This is a genomic window from Streptomyces sp. NPDC057623 (assembly GCF_042800355.1).
Lineage (GTDB): Bacteria > Actinomycetota > Actinomycetes > Streptomycetales > Streptomycetaceae > Streptomyces.
Genome location: NZ_JBHVGZ010000070.1, coordinates 35175 through 52750 on the forward strand (window position 1 = coordinate 35175; position 17576 = coordinate 52750).

16 protein-coding genes are annotated in these 17576 nt (G+C 70.9%); 2 read left to right on the forward strand and 14 right to left on the reverse strand.

The genetic code is table 11. The features are described 5' to 3' along the window. Positions 1-63: 63 nt before the first annotated feature. A complete protein-coding gene (locus ACFU95_RS41520) occupies positions 64-888 on the forward strand; it encodes a TIGR02452 family protein (RefSeq protein ID WP_383839822.1) in 825 nt (274 codons plus the stop codon). Here ACFU95_RS41520 and ACFU95_RS41525 read toward each other — a convergent pair. The 4 genes from ACFU95_RS41525 to ACFU95_RS41540 form a co-directional block, all read right to left on the reverse strand. Beyond that, positions 873-1343: a type II toxin-antitoxin system PemK/MazF family toxin gene (locus ACFU95_RS41525; protein WP_383839825.1), complete on the reverse strand. Its 471-nt coding sequence runs from the start codon at positions 1341-1343 to the stop codon at positions 873-875. The genes ACFU95_RS41520 and ACFU95_RS41525 overlap by 16 nt on opposite strands. A 43-nt stretch (positions 1344-1386) precedes the next feature. Beyond that, positions 1387-2856: an SPFH domain-containing protein gene (locus ACFU95_RS41530; RefSeq protein ID WP_383839828.1), complete on the reverse strand. Its 1470-nt coding sequence runs from the start codon at positions 2854-2856 to the stop codon at positions 1387-1389. Positions 2857-2990: 134 nt separating this feature from the next. Next, a complete protein-coding gene (locus ACFU95_RS41535; RefSeq protein ID WP_383839830.1) occupies positions 2991-3209 on the reverse strand; it encodes a hypothetical protein in 219 nt (72 codons plus the stop codon). Positions 3210-3250: 41 nt separating this feature from the next. Next, positions 3251-4675, reverse strand: a complete 1425-nt coding sequence (locus ACFU95_RS41540) for an amidase (protein WP_383839833.1) — start codon at positions 4673-4675, stop codon at positions 3251-3253. Between the two features lie 267 nt (positions 4676-4942). Between ACFU95_RS41540 and ACFU95_RS41545 the strand changes: the two genes are divergently transcribed. Then, a complete protein-coding gene (locus ACFU95_RS41545) occupies positions 4943-6283 on the forward strand; it encodes a glycoside hydrolase family 43 protein (protein WP_383839864.1) in 1341 nt (446 codons plus the stop codon). A gap of 86 nt (positions 6284-6369) precedes the next feature. On the opposite strand, the gene ACFU95_RS41550 is transcribed toward ACFU95_RS41545, so the two are convergent. From ACFU95_RS41550 to ACFU95_RS41595, 10 genes are all read right to left on the reverse strand, one after another. Beyond that, on the reverse strand, positions 6370-7383 hold the full coding sequence (locus ACFU95_RS41550; protein ID WP_383839836.1) for a sugar phosphate isomerase/epimerase family protein: 1014 nt from the start codon (positions 7381-7383) through the stop codon (positions 6370-6372). Positions 7384-7558: 175 nt separating this feature from the next. After that, positions 7559-8755, reverse strand: coding sequence for a Gfo/Idh/MocA family protein (locus ACFU95_RS41555; protein WP_383839839.1), 1197 nt, complete (start codon positions 8753-8755; stop codon positions 7559-7561). Between the two features lie 27 nt (positions 8756-8782). Continuing rightward, positions 8783-10225 carry a sugar porter family MFS transporter gene (locus tag ACFU95_RS41560; protein WP_383839842.1) on the reverse strand — a complete coding sequence of 481 codons (1443 nt, stop codon included), beginning with the start codon at positions 10223-10225 and terminating at the stop codon, positions 8783-8785. Positions 10226-10259: 34 nt separating this feature from the next. After that, a complete protein-coding gene (locus tag ACFU95_RS41565) occupies positions 10260-11750 on the reverse strand; it encodes a CoA-acylating methylmalonate-semialdehyde dehydrogenase (protein ID WP_383839845.1) in 1491 nt (496 codons plus the stop codon). A 13-nt stretch (positions 11751-11763) separates the two neighbouring features. After that, positions 11764-13647, reverse strand: a complete 1884-nt coding sequence (iolD, locus tag ACFU95_RS41570; RefSeq protein ID WP_383839848.1) for a 3D-(3,5/4)-trihydroxycyclohexane-1,2-dione acylhydrolase (decyclizing) — start codon at positions 13645-13647, stop codon at positions 11764-11766. After that, positions 13647-14552, reverse strand: coding sequence for a 5-deoxy-glucuronate isomerase (gene iolB, locus ACFU95_RS41575; protein ID WP_383839851.1), 906 nt, complete (start codon positions 14550-14552; stop codon positions 13647-13649). Before iolB ends, iolD begins: the two co-directional genes overlap by 1 nt. Further along, a complete protein-coding gene (locus tag ACFU95_RS41580; RefSeq protein WP_383839854.1) occupies positions 14549-15418 on the reverse strand; it encodes an aldolase in 870 nt (289 codons plus the stop codon). Before ACFU95_RS41580 ends, iolB begins: the two co-directional genes overlap by 4 nt. Positions 15419-15425: 7 nt before the next feature. Further along, positions 15426-16394: a 5-dehydro-2-deoxygluconokinase gene (iolC, locus tag ACFU95_RS41585; protein WP_383839857.1), complete on the reverse strand. Its 969-nt coding sequence runs from the start codon at positions 16392-16394 to the stop codon at positions 15426-15428. Positions 16395-16543: 149 nt separating this feature from the next. Beyond that, positions 16544-17401, reverse strand: coding sequence for a sugar phosphate isomerase/epimerase family protein (locus ACFU95_RS41590; RefSeq protein WP_383839859.1), 858 nt, complete (start codon positions 17399-17401; stop codon positions 16544-16546). A 46-nt stretch (positions 17402-17447) separates the two neighbouring features. Next, on the reverse strand, positions 17448-17576 hold a 129-nt coding region (locus tag ACFU95_RS41595; RefSeq protein WP_383839867.1), incomplete at its 5' end, for an ABC transporter ATP-binding protein.

The following is a 17576-nucleotide window of genomic DNA, read 5'->3' on the forward strand; positions in this document are numbered from 1 at the left end:
GTGCATGAGCACGACGGGGGAGATCGCGCGGAGCGCGTTCATGGCGCGCACGGGGGTGGCGCCATGAGCGCGCGTCTGCGCGGTGTCGCACAGCAGACGGAACAGATCGTCGCGGCGGGGGCCTACCGCGCGTCCGACGGGCGCGAGGTGTCGATCGCGGCGGCCGTGCGGACCGCCCGGCAGGGCACGCGGATGTACGGGCCGGACCCGGTTCTGGTGCCGCGGACCTCCGATGACCAGACGTTCTTCGAGGTCACCGGCGAGAGCAGTCTGGAGGCGGCCCGCCGCCTCGGCGCCGGCACGGCCGTACTGAACTTCGCCTCGGCCCGTAACCCCGGCGGCGGCTTCCTGAACGGCGCACAGGCCCAGGAGGAGGCCCTGTGCCGTGCCTCCGCGCTGTACACCTGCCTGCTCGAAGCCCGCGCGTTCTACGACCACCACCGCGCCCACCGCGACCCGCTCTACACGGACCGTGTCATCCACTCACCCGGCGTGCCCGTCTTCCGTGACGACCGGGGCCGTCTGCTCGACGAGCCGTACCTCGCCGGTTTCCTGACCGCCGCCGCGCCGAACGCGGGCGTCATACGGCGTACGGCCCCGCAGCGCACGGCCGAGCTGTCGCACGCCCTGGCCGTACGGGCCGAACGCGTACTGGAGACGGCCGCGGCGCACGGGTACCGGCGGCTGGTGCTGGGCGCCTGGGGTTGCGGGGTGTTCCAGAACGACCCGGCGCAGGTGGCGGGCGCGTTCCGGGGGCTGCTCGGGCCCGGCGGACGGTTCGCCGGAGCCTTCGAGCACGTGGTGTTCGCCATCCTGGACCGCACGCCCGACAGCCCGGTGCGAGCCGCGTTCGCCCGGGCGTTCGCGGAGCGTCAGGTCCAGCCGTAGCGCTCGTGCAGCCGGTGCCTGACCAGGTTGAACCGCCCGCGGTCCAGGGCGCACGCCTCCCGGCGCATGCCCTGCTCGTGCAGCCGGAGGATGCGGTCCACATCCACCCAGCTGTCGCGCCCCGACCGGTCCCACGGCCCGCTGCCGATGGCGACCCACTCGCGGGCACCTCTTCCCCCGCCCACCCGCCCGGCGTCGTGCCGCTTGCTGGACAGCTGCACGGCCAAAAAGGTGTCGGCGGCCTCCCGGGCCACCACGAGCACCGGGCGGTCCTTGCCCCGTCCGTCGTTCTCCTCGAAGGGAACCCAGGTCCAGACGACCTCCCCGGGGTCGGGGTCGCCGTCGTGCGCGGGCGAGTACTCGGTGCGCACCTTGCCGACCGCGCGGGGGTCGGCCTCGGTGGTGGCGGTGGGGCCGTGGCGGCCCGGGACGTTCTGGTCGGTAAACGTGCTCACGGGGGCACCTTAGGGGCTGCCCCCGTGAGCTACGCGTGAAGGGTCACTTCTCGTCCACCGGCACCTTCTGCGCGAGCCCGTCGATCGGCGAAGCCTCCTTCGTGACCTGCCCGTTCTGGTTCATCGAGGCGAGCAGCTGACGCGCCAGCCCCAGCCCCGTGCCGCCCATGGTGAGGGCCTTGGCGAACATGTCCGCCATCCCGTCGGCACCGTTGAGCAGCACCATGTTGTCGACGCTGCCGAAGGCGGACGCCCCGGCGCGGACGATCTCGGGCCAGTTCTCGGCGAGTTGCTGGGCGACCACGGCCTCCTGGTTCTCGGCGAGGGCGGCGGCCCGCGCCTTGATGGCCTCGGCCTCCGCCAGCCCCTTGGCCTTCGCCGCCTCGGCCTGGGCGAGACCCTTGGCCTGAGCCGCCGCGGCCTCCGCCTCACCGGTGGCCCGGGTCGCCGCCGCGGTGGCCGTGCCGCGCGTCCTGGTCGCCTCCGCCTCCGCTCCCGCGGCCGTCTTGACCCGGGTCGCCTCGGCGGCGGCCGCCAGTTCCGTCTCCTTCGCCTTGGCCTGCGCCGCCGAGATCCGCGCGTCGCGTTCGGCCTCCGCCAGCGTGCGCTTCTCGTAGGCCGTCGCGTCCGCGGGCTTGCGGACATCGGCCTGGAGCTGCTGCTCGCGCCGATGCGCCTCCAGTTCGGCGACCCGCGTCTCCTGGACGACCACTTCCTGCCGGGCGGCCGCGTCGGCGAGCGGACCGGCCTGCCGGGCCTTGGCGCCCGCCTTGTCGCGCTCGGCCTGGTAGCCGGCCTGGAGGATCTCGCTGTCCCGGGTCGCCTCCGCCATCCGCGCGTACGACTGCTGCTCCGCCTCCGTGGCCAGCCGGTTCGCCTCCGCCTGCGCGATCCGCGCGTCCCGCTGCACGGCCGCCGCGTGCGGCATGGCCAGGTTCTGGATGTACCCGGTGGGGTCCTCGATCTCGTGGATCTGGAGCGAGTCGACGATGAGCCCGAGCTTCTCCATCTCCGTACCGCACGCCGCCCGTGTCTGCCCGGTGAGCTTCTCCCGGTCGCGGATCATGTCCTCCACCGTCAACCCGCCCACGATGGACCGCAGATGGCCGGCGAAGACGTTGTGCACCCGCTCCGACATCAGCTTCTGCTGGTCCAGGAAACGACGGGCCGCGTTCGCGATCGACACGAAGTCGTCGCCCACCTTGAAGATGACGACGCCCCGCACCTTCAGCGGAATGCCCTGGTGCGTCACGCAGTCCACGTGCAGCTCGGTCTCGTTCAGGTCGAGCGACAGCCTGCGCACCGCCTGCACACCGGGGAGCACCAACGTGCCGCGCCCGGTGACGATGCGAAAGCCCATGCCCTCCTCCAGGCCCTCCGTGCGGTGCTTGGAGCCGGAGATGACCAGGGCCTCGTTGGGTTCGGCGACCCGCCACATCATCTTGAACAGACCGATCAGAACGAGGACGGCCCCTACCGCCACCCCCGCAACGACGCCGACAACCATCGGCATTCGCCCCCTTTGCATGGTGCCCTTTCGGCACCGGACGAAGGGGAGTGTGCGCCTCGGCGACCCGGACGTACAGGCGTTGACGGATCCTTGCCGCAACCTTGACGCGGACGGCTCTCACCTGCGAACGAGCGGGCTCAACTGTCGTACGCGGGCTGGACGTAGACGGTGCGCGGGGGCTGGTACTCCACCACCATCACCACCGTGCCGCGTTCGACGCGCCCGGTGCCGGTGGCCGGATAGGCGAGGAAATGCTCGGCGCCGCCGCGCACCCGCACGATCACCTCGCCGACCAGCCCGGGCCCCACCGTGCCGGTGACCCGCCCCATGAGCCCGACCATCGACGCATCGTCCATCGTCACAGGGTAGAGGCTGACCGGGCAGGGCAGGCGGCGTCTCAGACGACGGGGGCCGGCACGTGCTCGCCCTGCTGCGGCGGCCACAGCTCGTGCCAGCGCAGCTCCGCCTCCAGCTGCGCGGCCAGCGAGATCAGCAGCGGCTCGCTGTTCGCCGGCCCGAGCAGCTGGGCGCCGACGGGCAGGCCGTCCACGAACCCGGCGGGGACGTTGACGCCGGGCCAGCCCAGCACGTTCCAGGGCCAGGCGTAGGGGCAGGCGGCGATCATCGCCCGGTCGGTCGCGAAACCGCCGAGGTCGAGCAGCGCGCCGACTCGGGGCGGGGGAGCGGCCGTTGTGGGCGCGAGGATCACGTCGTACGACTCGTAGAACGCGCCGATCCGACGGTGCAGCACCGCCTCCGCGCGCCGGGCCGCCCGCAGCGGGGCCCCGCCGAGGAGCCTGCCCAGCCGCACGGCCCCCCGGGTGCGCGGGTCCAGCAGTGCGGGGAAGGGCGCGTCGTTCGCCCACTCGGCGATGCCGACCGTGGCGCGCGGGACGAAGGCCAGCCCGATCTGGCCGTAGGGCGGATCGGCCTCCTCGACGAAGTGCCCCAACGCGGCCAGTCTTTCGGCGAGCCGGACGACCCGGGCCCGCACCTCCGGCTGCAGACGGGCGGGCACGGCGGTGAACGGCGGCTTGAGGGAGAGCGCGATCCGCAGCCGGCCCGGGTCGCGGCCGACCGCCGCGGCGGCGTCGACCGACGGGGGCCGGTGCGGGTCGAGGTCGTGGTTGCCGGCGGCGGCGTCCAGCAGCAGGGCCGCGTCGGCCACCGTACGGGCGAGGGTGCCGTTGACGGTGATGCCCTGGAAGGACTCGCCGCGCGGCCAGGTGGAGATGCGGCCGCGCTGTGGCTTGATGCCGATCAGATGGGTCCACGAGGCCGGGATGCGCACCGAACCGGCGCCGTCCGAGCCCAGCGCGGCGGGCACCAGACCGGCCGCCACGGCGGCTGCCGACCCGCCGGACGAGCCGCCCGGCGTATGGTCCGGCTGCCACGGATTGCGGGTCGCGCCGAACGCCGGCCCCTCGGTGAACGGCCACTGCCCCAGCTCGCAGGTGTTGGTCTTGCCGACGATCACCGCCCCGGCCGCGCGCAGCCGCCGTACCGCCTCGCCGTCCGCGGCGACCGGCGGAAACTCACCGCGACAGCCGAACGCGGTCGGCTCGCCCGCCACGTCCATGTCGTCCTTCACCGCGACCGGGACGCCCAGCAGCGGCTTGCGCACCCCGGCGGCGAGCTCCACGTCGGCGGCCTTCGCCTCGGCGAGGGCGGCCTCGGCCCGGACCACCCGGAAGGCGTTGAGCGTGTCCTGGGTCGCCTCGATCCGCGCCAGCGCCTCCGCGACCAGCGCCCGCGACGTCACCTCCCCGTCGGCCAGCGCTCGGGCGGACTCGGCGAGGCCTGCGGCACGGTCGGGTGTCATGCGGGGCACCTCCGGGACGACATTGTCTACCGAACGGTAACCTCCAGGGGGCAGCTGCGGAACGGTTTCGCCCGGTGCGGCTCCCAGGTTCACCACAGGTTTCTCCCAGGTCCCGCCTCCCGCTGTCCAAACCATTGACGCGCACGGATCCCACCTCTACCTTCTGATCGAATTTCCGAACTGCGTTCGACATGTCGAACGAACGTTGAGGGAGAGCCGCCCGTGACCAGACCCCACACCCCGTCCCGCCGCACCCTGCTGCGCGCGATGGCCGTCCTGCCCGCCTCGGCGCTGGTCCTGGGCGAGGCCCCCGGCCTGCTCGGCACGGCGCTGGCGGCCGCACCGCCGAGCGGCTCGGCCACCCGCTACACGATCGTGCCGTTCCTCAACAGCAACGACGGGACCGTGAACGTCTACCAGTCGGACGACGCCACCGACTTCCGTCTGGCCAAGGCCTCCGCCTACACGCCGCCCAGCAACCGCATCCGCGACGCGAGCATCTTCAAGCACACCAACGGCTCCTACTACATCACCTACACGACCCACACCTGGCAGGACACCAGCACCACCATCGGCTTCGCCCGCAGCACCGACCGGGTCAACTGGACGTTCCTGTACGACTACACGGTCCCCATCGCCAATCTCTCCCGGGCCTGGGCGCCGGAGTGGTTCGTCGACAGCGACGGCAGCGTGAACGTCATCGTGTCCTGCTCGACCACCAACGACGAGTGGATCTTCACCCCGTACCTGCTCAAGGCCACGAACTCCGCGCTGACGGCCTGGAGTTCACCGGTGGCGCTGTCCGGTATCGGCGCGAACCACATCGACACCTTCCTCGTGAAGATCGGCTCGACCTACCACGCCTTCACGAAGAACGAGACGACGAAGTACATCGAGTACGCGACCGCGTCGAACGTCACCGGCCCCTACACGATCTCCCGCACCGGCAACTGGGCGGGCTGGGGCAGCTACCGCGAGGGTCCTGCCCTGGTGCAGCTGGACAACGGCGGCTGGCGGCTCTTCTTCGACGGCTACGGCGACGGCACGTACTACTACAGCGACAGCTACGACACCTTCGCCACCTGGTCCGCCCCGGCCGCCCTGCCCGCGGTCTCGGGAACGGCCCGCCACTTCACGGTCATCAAGGAGACCGTCTCGGGCGGCCCGACCCTGGCGAAGAACGTCACCCGTTCCTTCCAGTCGGCCAACTACTCCACCCGCCACTGGCAGGTGCAGTCCTCCCTGCTCAACCTGCCGGTGGTCACCAGCTCCAGCACGACCGCCGAGAAGCAGGCCGCGACGTTCACGGTCGTGCCCGGCCTCGCCGACGCGAACGGCTACTCCTTCCGCGACTCCTCCGGCCGCTACCTGCGCCACTGGGACTTCCGGGCCCGCTTCGACACCAACGACGGCACCTCGACGTTCGCCAAGGACGCCACGTTCGTCGCCCGCACGGGCACGTCGAGCGGGTCGCTCCGCTTCGAGTCGTACAACTACCCCGGGTACTACCTGCGGCACTACAACTACGAACTGCGGGTGGAACGGTCGAACGGGACGGACCTGTTCCGGCAGGACAGTTCGTTCGTGCCGGTGACGGCCTGGGCCTGACCACCGCTGGACGGGGACATGAGCGCCGGCCGTGTGGAGGTGGCGAGGGTGCGTCCGGCGGGGTGAATTCTCCCCGGATCGCGTGACTACGGCTGCAGGGACTCCTGAAGCGCCGCATCTGCCGCCTTCAGTACCCCTGCGGCCACGGCGACACCCTCGACACGGCCGAGCTCTGTGTCCTCGTGCTCGATGTTGACCAGCATGTCCGGGTCGACCTCGTGGAGGGCGCGCAGGAACTCGGTCCAGTAGGCGACGTCATGGCCCTTGCCGAGGGCGACGAAGTCCCACGCGGACTCCTTGGGCCATTCGTTGGCCCACTCGTCGCCGCCGAGGTTGGTACGCGGCTCGTCAGGCGAAAGGCGTCGGAAGCTGTTGTCGAGCACTCCGTTGAGGGCGGCGTACCCGGGGTTGACGCGGACGTCCTTGGCGGCGGCGTGGAACACCAGCTCGCCGAGGTGGCGGACGACCGCGACCGGGTCCATCTGCTGCCAGAACAGATGGGAGGCGTCCAGTTCGACGCCTACGTGCGTGGCGCCGGTCAGCTCGATGAGCCTGTGCACGTCGGCGGAGTTGAACACGAGGTTCTGCGGGTGCAGTTCCAGGGCGACCTTGACGTCGTGGTCACGGGCGAGCCGGTCCGTCTCGCGCCAGAACTCCGCGGCGATCTTCCACTGGTGGTCCAGCACGTCCAGGGCGCCGGAGTTCCAGGCGTTGACGATCCAGTTCGGACGCGTCGCGCCGGGCTCGCCGCCGGGCAGCCCGGACATGGTCACGAGACGGTGCTGCCCCAGACGTCCGGCCAGGCGGATGGAGCGGCGGATGTCCTCGGCGTGCTTCTGGCCGATCACCGGGTTCGGGTGCAGAGGGTTGCCGTTGGCGTTGAGGCCGGCGACGGAGACGCCGGTGCCCTCGAAGAGGCCGAGGAAGTCGTCCCGGGCGGTGTCGCTGACCAGGATGTCGTCGAACGTCGGCACGTGCACCGCGGGCAGGAAGCCACCGGTGTTGACCTCCAGACCGGTCAGGCCCAGGTCGGCGACGACCTTGATCGCTTCCGGCAGCGGGCGGTCGTGCAGGATCGCGTTGTAGAGGCCCAGCTTCATCGTGTGTTTCCTCTGTCCTTCTCGGGGGGTGGCGGCGGGTGCGGGGAGGCGGGCGCCGAGGACGGGTCCGTCACCCGGATCCTGGGCCCGCCTCGAAAGCCGGTCTCTCAGTGGCCGCGCGCGTTCGTGGCGCCGCGCCTGAGGACCATGGATGCGGTTCCTGCTGTACGGACGGTCAGGCGGCGGGCGGCACCGTGACGGCGGCGCCACCGTTCTGCGAGGACTCGACGACGGCGCGGATGATCTCCATCGTGCGCAGCGCGTCGGCGAACGTGGCGCAGGCCGGCAGCGGCTCGGCGACACCCGCGACCTGGTCGAGGAACGCCCGTGCCTGGTAGGTGAAGTTGTCGCCGTTGCTGGCACCCACACCCGGCGCCTCCATCGGGACACCGCCCGCGAAGTACGGCAGCTGCGGACCGGCGATGACCTGCCGGGCGCCGCGCGTACGGGCCTCGGGCTGCGCGTCGTCGAAGAGGTACTCGGCGGGCCGGTGCTGGTCGAACGCGGCCCGGCCGCCGACGCCGAGGACGTCGAAGGCGAGCCCGTTGGGCAGACCGAAGCCGGTGCGGGTCACCGAGAAGGTGCCGACGAGGCCGGACTCGAAGCGGGCGGTGAAGGTCGCGGTGTCCTCGTTCTCGACCTCGCCGAACTCGTCCGAGACCGGGGCGGCGTTGTGCCCGACGACCGCGCCCAGCGGCAGCGGCCGCTTGGTGATCTGCGTGGACAGCGCGGCACCGGAGACGGAGGCGATGGGGCCCGCGACGTACTCGGCGGCGTCGATGACGTGCGAGCCGACGTCCCCGAGCGCGCCCGAACCCGGGCCGCCCTTGAAGCGCCAGCTCAGCGGCCCGTTCGGGTCGGTCGCGTAGTCGCACCAGTAACGACCGCTGAACAGGGTCGGATCGCCCAGCTCGCCGGCCCGCACATGCTCGCGGATCGCGGCGATGGCGGGGGAGCGGCGGAAGGTGTAGCCGACGGACGTCACGACCTCGGTGGTGCGCTCCAGCTCGGCCATCGCGCGGGCGTCTTCCAGCGAACCGGCCAGCGGCTTCTCGCACAGCACGTGCTTGCCGGCCGCGACCAGCGCCTCCGCGATGGGTCGGTGCAGAGCGTTGCCGACGACGATGCTGACCGCGTCGATCGTCGGGTCCTCGACGACGGCCTCCCAGCTCGGGAGGGCCCTGTCGAACCCGTAGCGACGGGCGGCGTCCTCGCCGAGCGCGAGGTTGGCGTCGGCGATCGCGGCGAGGCGGACCGGCGGCAGACCGGCCCCGAAGACGGTGCTGACGTTGCGGTATCCGGCGGCGTGGCTGCGGCCGGCCATACCGGCTCCGATCACCGCGACGGAGAGGGGCTTGGCGGAGGTGGTCATGGCGGTGCCTTTCAAAAGAACGAGTGGTCAGGCGGCGAACTGCCGTCGGAAGTGGGACTCGATGTCTTCCATCGAGCGGCCGCGGGTCTCGGGGACCGTGCGCAGGTAGTAGAAGAACGTGACGGCGTTGATCGCGGCGAAGAGCAGGAACGTGACGCCGCCGACCGCGTCGATCAGCGGCGGGAATACCAGCGTGACCACGAAGTTGGCCATCCAGGTGCCGAAGACGGCCGTGCCCATCGCGAAGCCGCGCAGCCGGAGCGGGAAGATCTCCGAGAGCATCAGCCAGAACACGGTCGCTATACAGCCCTGCATGAACAGCAGGAAGGTCAGCATCGAGGCGAGCACGAGATAGCTGCGCGCGGTCGACTCGGGCAGGACCAGGAAGCAGAAGGCGATCAGCAGCAGCGACACGGTCACGCCGACCTGCCCGGTCAGCAGCATGGGACGCCGGCCGTACCGGCCCAGCAGCCACATGCCGGTCGAGACCGCGAGCACGGCCACGACACCGTTGGCGATGGTGGCGGTCAGGGCCGCCTGTGTGCCCAGGCCGGTGTCCAGCAGGATCGTCGGCGCGAAGTACATGATCGAGTTGACGCCGGTGAGCTGGGTCAGGGACGCCAGTCCGAACCCGAAGATCACGATGCGTCGCACCCACGGTGTGCCGAGGTCACGCCATCCCGCACGCGGCTCCGCGGCGTCGGCGGTGACACGCTCCTTGATCTCGGCGAACTCCGCGTCGACGTCTCGGGCGTCCCGGATCCGGCCCAGGGTGCCGCGTGCGTCGTCGAAACGGCCACGCGAGGCGAGCCAGCGCGGCGACTCGGGCACGAACAGCATCCCGATCCACAGCAGCACGGCCGGGACCGTGGCGATGACGAGCATCCAGCGCCACACGCCACCCTCGCCCACGGTCCTGGCGATGACCGCGTTCGAGGTGTAGGCCAGCAACTGGCCCGTCACGATCATCAGTTCGTTCTGGGTCACCAGCCGGCCGCGCCGGTCGGCCGGCGCCAGCTCGGCGATGAACACCGGCACCGTGGCGGACGCACCGCCGACGGCCAGCCCGAGCAGCACCCGGAACAGCACCATCACTTCGAGGCCCGGCGCGAGCGCGGTGCCCAGCGCCCCGGCGAAGAACAGGACGGCGAGCCCGAGAATGGTCCGCCTGCGCCCGTAACGGTCGCAGAGCCGGCCACCGAAAAGCGCCCCGAAGGCGGCACCGAGCACCAGCGACGAGGCGACGATCCCCTCGGTCAGCGGGGTGAGCCCCAGCCCGCCTTCGCCGGGGGAGAGGGACATGAAGGGGAGTGCACCGGATATGACGCCGGTGTCGTAGCCGAAGAGGAGCCCGCCGAACGTGGCGATCACGGTGATGGTCCGCAGCCGCCGGTAGATGTGAGGGGAGGCGGTGCCTGTGGCGGGGTTGCTCGGTGTGGAGGCCTGGAGGGCGTCGTCCCTGACGTCCATGGCCACCTCCTAGCGGTTGATGGGTGGGGGGATCTCAGGAGGAGGTGGGGAAGTTGAAGCCCGCGGTGACCTGCTGCTTCGGTTCGGGCCAGCGGCTGGTGACGACCTTGGGGCGGGTGTAGAAACGGATGCCCTCGGGGCCGTGGACCGGGGAGTCGCCGATGAGGGAGTCCTTCCAGCCGCCGAAGGAGTAGTACGACATCGGGACGGGCACCGGGACGTTGACGCCGATCATGCCGACGTCGACCTTGCGCTGGAAGCGGCGGGCGGCTTCGCCGGAGCCGGTGAACAGGGCGGTGCCGTTGCCGTACGGGTTGGCGTTGATCAGGTCGATGGCCTGGTCGAGGCTCTCGGCGCGGACGATCGCGAGGACCGGACCGAAGAGTTCCTCCTTGTAGGCGTCCATCTCGGTGGTGACGTGGTCCAGGAGGGACGGACCGGTGAAGAAGCCCTCCTCGTGGCCGTCGACCTTCAGCCCACGGCCGTCCACGACGACGGTGGCGCCCTGCGTGGCGGCGGTGCCGACGGCGTTCTCGACGCGTTCCCGGGCGGCCTTGGTGACCAGCGGGCCCATCTCGGTGCCGGGCTTGTCGCCGGGGCCGACCCTGACCTCGCGGGCCTTGCGCTCCAGCACCTCGACCAGGGCGTCGGCCGCGTCGCCCACGGCCACGGCCACCGACACGGCCATGCAGCGCTCACCGGCCGAGCCGTAGGCGCCGGCGGTGAGGTGGTTGGCGGCGAATTCCAGGTCGGCGTCGGGCAGGACGACGGCGTGGTTCTTGGCGCCGCCGAGGGCCTGCACGCGCTTGCCGTGGGCGGTGGCCGTCTCGTGCACGTACTTGGCGATCGGGGTGGAGCCGACGAAGGAGACCGCGCTGATGCCGGGGTGGGTCAGGATGGCGTCGACCGCGGGCTTGCCGCCGTGGACGACGTTGAACACGCCGTCGGGCAGACCGGCCTTCTTGTACAGCTCGGCGACGAAGTTGGCGGCCGACGGGTCGCGCTCGCTCGGCTTGAGGATGAAGGTGTTGCCGGTGGCGATGGCGGTCGGGTGCATCCACAGCGGCACCATCGCCGGGAAGTTGAACGGCGTGATGCCCGCGACGACGCCCAGCGGCCGGCGGAAGTCGTGCACGTCCACGCCGCGCGAGACCTGGTCGGAGAAGGAGCCCTTCAGCACGTCCCCGAGGCCGCAGGCGTACTCGACGACCTCGCGGCCGCGGGTGATCTCGCCGCGTGCGTCGTCGACGGTCTTGCCATGTTCGGCGGAGATGATCCGGCCGAGTTCCTCCTCGTGCTCGACGAGGAGCTGGCGGAAGTTGAACATCACCTGGGTGCGCTGGGTCAGTGAGGACTCCGACCAGGTCTCGAAGGCCTGCGCGGCGGCGACGACGGCGGTGTCCACGTCGGTGGCGCCGCCCAGGACCACCTGGGCCTGCTCGGCGCCGGTGGCCGGGTTGAACACCGGCTGGGTGTCGGTGCCGGGGACGGTCGAGCCGCCGATCCAGTGCTGAATGGTCTTCACGGGAAACGCGTCCTTACAGGTAGTGGCGCTGGGCCTGCTTGTGTGCGGCGTAGGTCTCGTAGGCCGCACGGGTGGAGTCGAGGGCGGAGGTCTGACTGACGGGGACGTCCCACCAGCCGTGACCGGGCGGATTGGGGCCGTAGAGGTCGGTCTCGACGTGCACGACGGTGGTGTACTGGGCTGCCTTGGCCTTCTCCATCGCCGCACGGAACTCCTCCACGGAGGTGGCGTGCAGGACGTCCGCGCCGAGACTGGCGGCGTTCGCGGCGAGGTCGACGGGCAGGATGCCGCCGTCGAGCCGGCCCGAAGCGTCGTCGCGGAAGCGGTACTTGGTGCCGAAGCGCTGCGACCCGAGCGACTCCGACAGCGCGCCGATCGAGGCGAAGCCATGGTTCTGGACCAGGACGATGATGACCTTCAGTCCCTCGGAGACCATGGTCACGATCTCCTGAGCCATCATCAGATACGAACCGTCACCGACCAGGACGACGACTTCACGCGAAGGGTCGGCCATCCTCGCGCCGACGCCCGCGGCGACCTCGTAGCCCATGCAGGAGTAGGCGTACTCCACGTGGTAGGCCTTCGGATCCCGCGCCCGCCACAGCTGCTGCAGATCACCCGGCATGGATCCCGCAGCATTGATGACCACAGCACGGTCGTCGAGCACGTCGTTCAGGGCGCCGAGAACCTGCGTCTGGGCAGGCAGCTCACCGCTGTTGCGGTCCGGGGAGAAGCACTCCTCCTCGATCTGCCTTGTCCGGGCGATGAGTTGCCGTGTGCGCGCACGGTACGCCGGCTCCACCTCCCACTGCGACAGCGCTCCCGCCAGGGCCTGGATGCCGAGCCGGGCATCGGCCACCAGCGGCTCCGCGGAATGCTTCACGGCGTCCAGGCGGGCCACGTTGAGGTTGACGAACGTGACGTCGGGGTTGCCGAACAAGGTGTGGCTGGCGGTGGTGAAGTCGGAGTACCGGGTCCCGATGCCGAGGACGACATCGGCGTCCCTCGCGAGCTCGTTGGCCGCGTAGGACCCGGTCGAGCCGATGCCGCCGACGGCGTAGGGGTGGTCCCACGGCACCGCGCCCTTGCCTGCGTGCGTGTCCGCGACCGGGATGCCGGTGGCCTCGGCGAAGGCCCGCAGCTCCGTCTCGGCACCGGAGTAGACGCTGCCGCCGCCGGCCACGATGAGCGGCTTCCTCGCGCCTCGGAGCAGGCGTGCGGCACGCTCGACCGCGACCGGCTCCGGCACCGGGCGGCCCACGTGCCACACCCGGCGCCGGAAGAAGGAGACGGGCCAGTCGTGGGCCTCGGCCTGCACGTCCTGCGGCAGCGCGAGGGTGACGGCACCGGTCTCGACGGGGTCGGTCAGCACCCGCATCGCCGCGAGCGCCGCCGGGACGAGCTGCTCGGGGCGCTGGATCCGGTCGAAGTACTTCGATACGGCGCGGAAGGCGTCGTTGACGGTGACGTCCCCGCCGCGGGTGTCCTCCAGCTGCTGGAGGACGGGGTCGGCGGCGCGGGTGGCGAACATGTCGGACGGCAGCAGCAGCACCGGGATGCGGTTGGTGGTGGCCAGCGCGGCGCCCGTGATCATGTTCGTGGAGCCGGGGCCGGTGGACGCGGTACAGGCGAAGGTGGCCAGCCGGTCGCGCATCTTCGCGTACGCCACCGACGCGTGCACCATGCCCTGCTCGTTGCGGGCCAGGTAGTACGGCAGGTCGGCCTCTTCGGTGACGGCGGCCTGAAGCAGTGCCTGCCCGACGCCGGCCACGTTGCCGTGCCCGAAGATCCCCCACACGCCGGGTATCAGTCGCTGTTCCTGGCCGTCGCGCTCGCTGTACTGGGCCGCCAGGAAGCGCACCAGGGCCTGGGCGGTGGTGAGCCTGATCGTTTCCATCACTCGTTCTCCTCGGCCGCGAACGGCAGCCGGTCGTCGATGTCCTGGGCGTCCCAGGTCCCGCGCACCCAGCCGTGGGCGGGGTCGTCGCAGATCAGCCAGGCGCGGTCCGGTCCGGGGCCGGCCATGACGTTGAGGTAGTACAGGTCGTAGCCGGGCGCGGCGATCGACGGGCCGTGCCAGCCGTGCGGGATGAGGACGGTGTCGCCGGAGCGGATCTCGGCGAGCACGTCGATGGGCCGGTCCTCGGTGCCGTAGACCCGCTGGTAGCCGAAGCCGTTCTCGCCGCCGGAGACCTCGAAGTAGTAGATCTCCTCCAGCTCGGACTCGACCGGCTCGCCGTGCTCGTCCGCGCGGGCCTGGTCGTGCTTGTGCGGTGGGTACGACGACCAGTTGCCACCCGGTGTGAGCACCTCGCACACCAGCAGCTGCTCGGCCTCGAACGTCCCCGGCAGGCAGTAGTTGTTGACCTGCCGGGAGCAGGCCCCGGCGCCGCGCAGTTCGACGGACACGTCCTCCTTGCGCCCGTACCGAGCCGGTTGACCTCCCTGCTCGGTACGGGCGGAGGGCAGCGCGAACCGGCCGCCGGCCGCGCTGCTGATCAGTGCCTCCGACTCGCGGGGGAGGTGGGCGAAGTCGGTGGTCGAGGCGAACACGCCTGTCCGGCCGGCGAGTTCGAAGACCCTGCCGTCCGTGGTGACGGTGCAGGAGCCCGTCAGCGGCAGGACCAGGAACTCGGATTCCCCGGTGGACAGGGCGTGCGCCTCCCCGGGCCGCAGGGTCAGGATCCTGAGCCCGGAGTATCCCCAGCCCGCCGACTCGGGCGTGACCAGCAGGTCGTAGGGGCCGTCGGCCGAAGTCCCCGCCGGGAGGTGGTACTTGCTCGTGCGGCTCGCGTTCGTCACAGCAGGCTCACCGCCCGGTCCACGGCACCGGCGACGTCGCCGCTGGAGGGGTAGAGCAGGGAGCGGCCGACGACCAGGCCCTGTGCGGTGGGTTGCTTCAGGGCCTTGCCCCAGGAGGCGAAGGCGGCGTCGGGGTCCCTGACCTCGCCGCCGAGCAGCAGCGCGGGCAGGGTGGAGGAGGCGAGGACGCGCTCCATGTCGTCGACGACCGGCAGCTTCAGCCAGGTGTACGCGGTACGGCGGCCCAGTCCCGAGGCGATGGTGATCGACTTGATGACGGCGTCCGTCGAGAGATCGTTGCGGATCTTCCCGTCCTGCCAGGCGGAGAGGAACGGCTCGACCATGGCGATGAGCTGACGGTCGTTCAGTTCGTCGACGGCGCGGGCGGTGTTCTCCAGCACGGAGGGCGTCGCCGCGTCGCCCAGGGCGATACGGGTGAGCATCTTGCCGCCGTCGAAGCCCATCGCGGCGAGGGTCTCGGCGTCGTAGCCGGTGAAGCGGTCGTCGATCTCGAAGACCGAGCCCGCGAGACCACCGCGGTTCATCGACCCGAAGACGCTCTTGCCGTCCAGGACACCGAGCAGCAGCAGATCTTCGAGGATGTCGGCCGTACCCAGCACACCTGTCACACCCGGCCGCTCCAGCGCGACGCAGAGCCGGTCGAGTAGCCGGCCGCGGTCGGCCATGGCGTTCGGGTCGCCGCCGACGCCGTTGGCGCCGCGGGCGGGGTGGTCGGCGGCGATGATCATCGCCTTGCCGTGCTCGCCGAGCAGCGAGGTGGCCTTGACGCGGCGGGCGGCGGCTGCCGCGACGGCGCCGGGGTCGCCCACCCGGGCGGACACGATCCGGCTCAGGTTGTCGGACATCAGGTCGTCACGCCTTTCGTTCGGTGGGGGAGGCGCTCGCCTCGCGGAGCTTGTCCTCGACCTCGGCCTGGGTGGGCATCGCGTCGGAGCAGGACAGCCGGCCCGCGACGATGGCGCCGGCGGCGTTGGCGAAGGTGACCGTGGTGCGGGTGTCCCAGCCGGACAGCAGCCCGTGGCACAGCGCCCCGCCGAACGCGTCCCCTGCACCGAGGCCGTTGACGACGTCCACCGGCACCGGCGGGATCTCGGCGACCGAGCCGTCCCGGTCCATCGCCAGGACACCCATGGGGCCCTGCTTCACCACGGCCAGCTCCACGCCGGCGGCGAGCAGCGCCTTGGCAGCGGCGTAGGGTGCGCGCTCGCCGGTCGCGACCTCGCACTCGTCGAGGTTGCCGACGGCGACGGTGGTGTGCTGCAGTGCCTCGGCGTAGTACGTACGGGCCTCGGAGGGGTCGGTCCAGAACATCGGCCGCCAGTCCAGGTCGAACACGGTCGTGCCCGCCTTCGCCCGGTGCGCCAGGGCGGCGAGGGTCGCCGAGAGGCTCGGCTCCTCGCTCAGGCCCGTGCCGGTGAACCAGAACACCGCCGCGTCCCGTACCGCGTCCAGGTCCAGCTCTTCGGGCCGGATGTCCAGGTCGGGGGCCTTCGGAAGCCGGTAGAAGTACAGGGGGAAGTCGTCCGGCGGGAAGATCTCGCAGAACGTCACCGGCGTCGGCGCGATGTCCGACGTCCCGACGAGACGGGGGTCGACGCCGTAGCCGTCCAGGGCGTTGCGGACGAAGGCGCCGAACGGGTCCCGGCCCGTCTTGGTGATCACGGCCGCGGAGTGCCCGTACCGGGCGGCGGCCACGGCGACGTTGGTCGGGCTGCCGCCGAGGTACTTGCCGAACGAGGTGACCTCCGCGAGCCCCACGCCTGTCTGGAGCGGGTACACATCCACCCCGACCCGGCCGATGGTCAGCACGTCGAACGGCATTGCTGGTTTCCTTTCGCTCCGGAGACTCCGGGTGTGGAGTGGGGGGCTTAAAGCGCTTTAAAAGCACCTCATGGAGAACGATGCCCCCCACTCAAATGTCATGTCAATAGGTTGTTACGACGGGTTTTCGCGTGCGAGGCGATACCTCGTCAGGGCGAGCACGCCAGATACTCGGCGATCTTCTCGCGCATGAACAGGGACGACTCCTTGGCGCGCTCCTCCCACGCGAAGACGCAGGCGGTCAGGGTGCCGTCGAAGCCGTTGGCATCGAGTTCACGGAAGAGTTCGTCGAAATCGACCTCGCCCTGGCCGATGTCCAGGTGCTGGTGGACCCGCGCCGTCGTGCCGGGCGGGTTGAGGATGTACCGCAGACCGGACGACGCGGTGTGGTCGAAGGCGTCCGCGAGGTGCACATGGGTGAGGAGGTCGCCCGCGTACTTGATGATGCCGGGGGCGTCGTTGCCGATGTGGAAGGTGTGCGGCGCGCAGTAGAGGAAGCTGACGCTGGGGTGGTTGATGCCCCGGATCAGGTTGATCGCGTCGTACCCGTTCTCGATGAAGTCGTCCGGGTGGGGCTCCAGAGTGAGCCTGATGCCCTCGCGCTCGAAGACCGGGAGCAGTTCGTCCAACGACTTCCAGAACTGCGCCTCGCTGCGGTCCGCCTCCTCGGGGCGGCCGTTGAACTCGGAGATCATGCTGTCCACGCCGAGGTCCGCGGCGATCTGGATGGACCGCTTCCAGTAGCGTACGGCGGCCTGGCGGGCGTCCTCGTCCGGGCCGGACCAGCGGAACAGCGGCAGCAGGGAGGAGATGCCGACACCCGCCGAGTCCAGGGCCTTGCGGAACTTCCGTACTGTCGCGTCGTCGACGCGTGGGTGCCGGAAGAAGGGGATGAAGTCCTCCCGGGGGGAGAGCTCGATCCACTCGTATCCCAACTCGGCCACCACGGCCGGCAGTTCGAGCAACGGCACGTCGCGGATCATGTACGGGTCGAGGGCGATCTTCATGGGGAATGCCTTCGGTCAGTAGGAGAAGGTGGATCGGGTGCTGCGGTCAGGCCGAGCGGCCGGCCGCGGTCGCCGCGGTTGCGGTGAGGTCTTCCTCTTCGGGGAGTTCCTCGACGTCGACGCCGCGGACCTGGCTCAGCTCGTGCTTGAGCGCGGCCAGTTCGGTGCCGCCGGC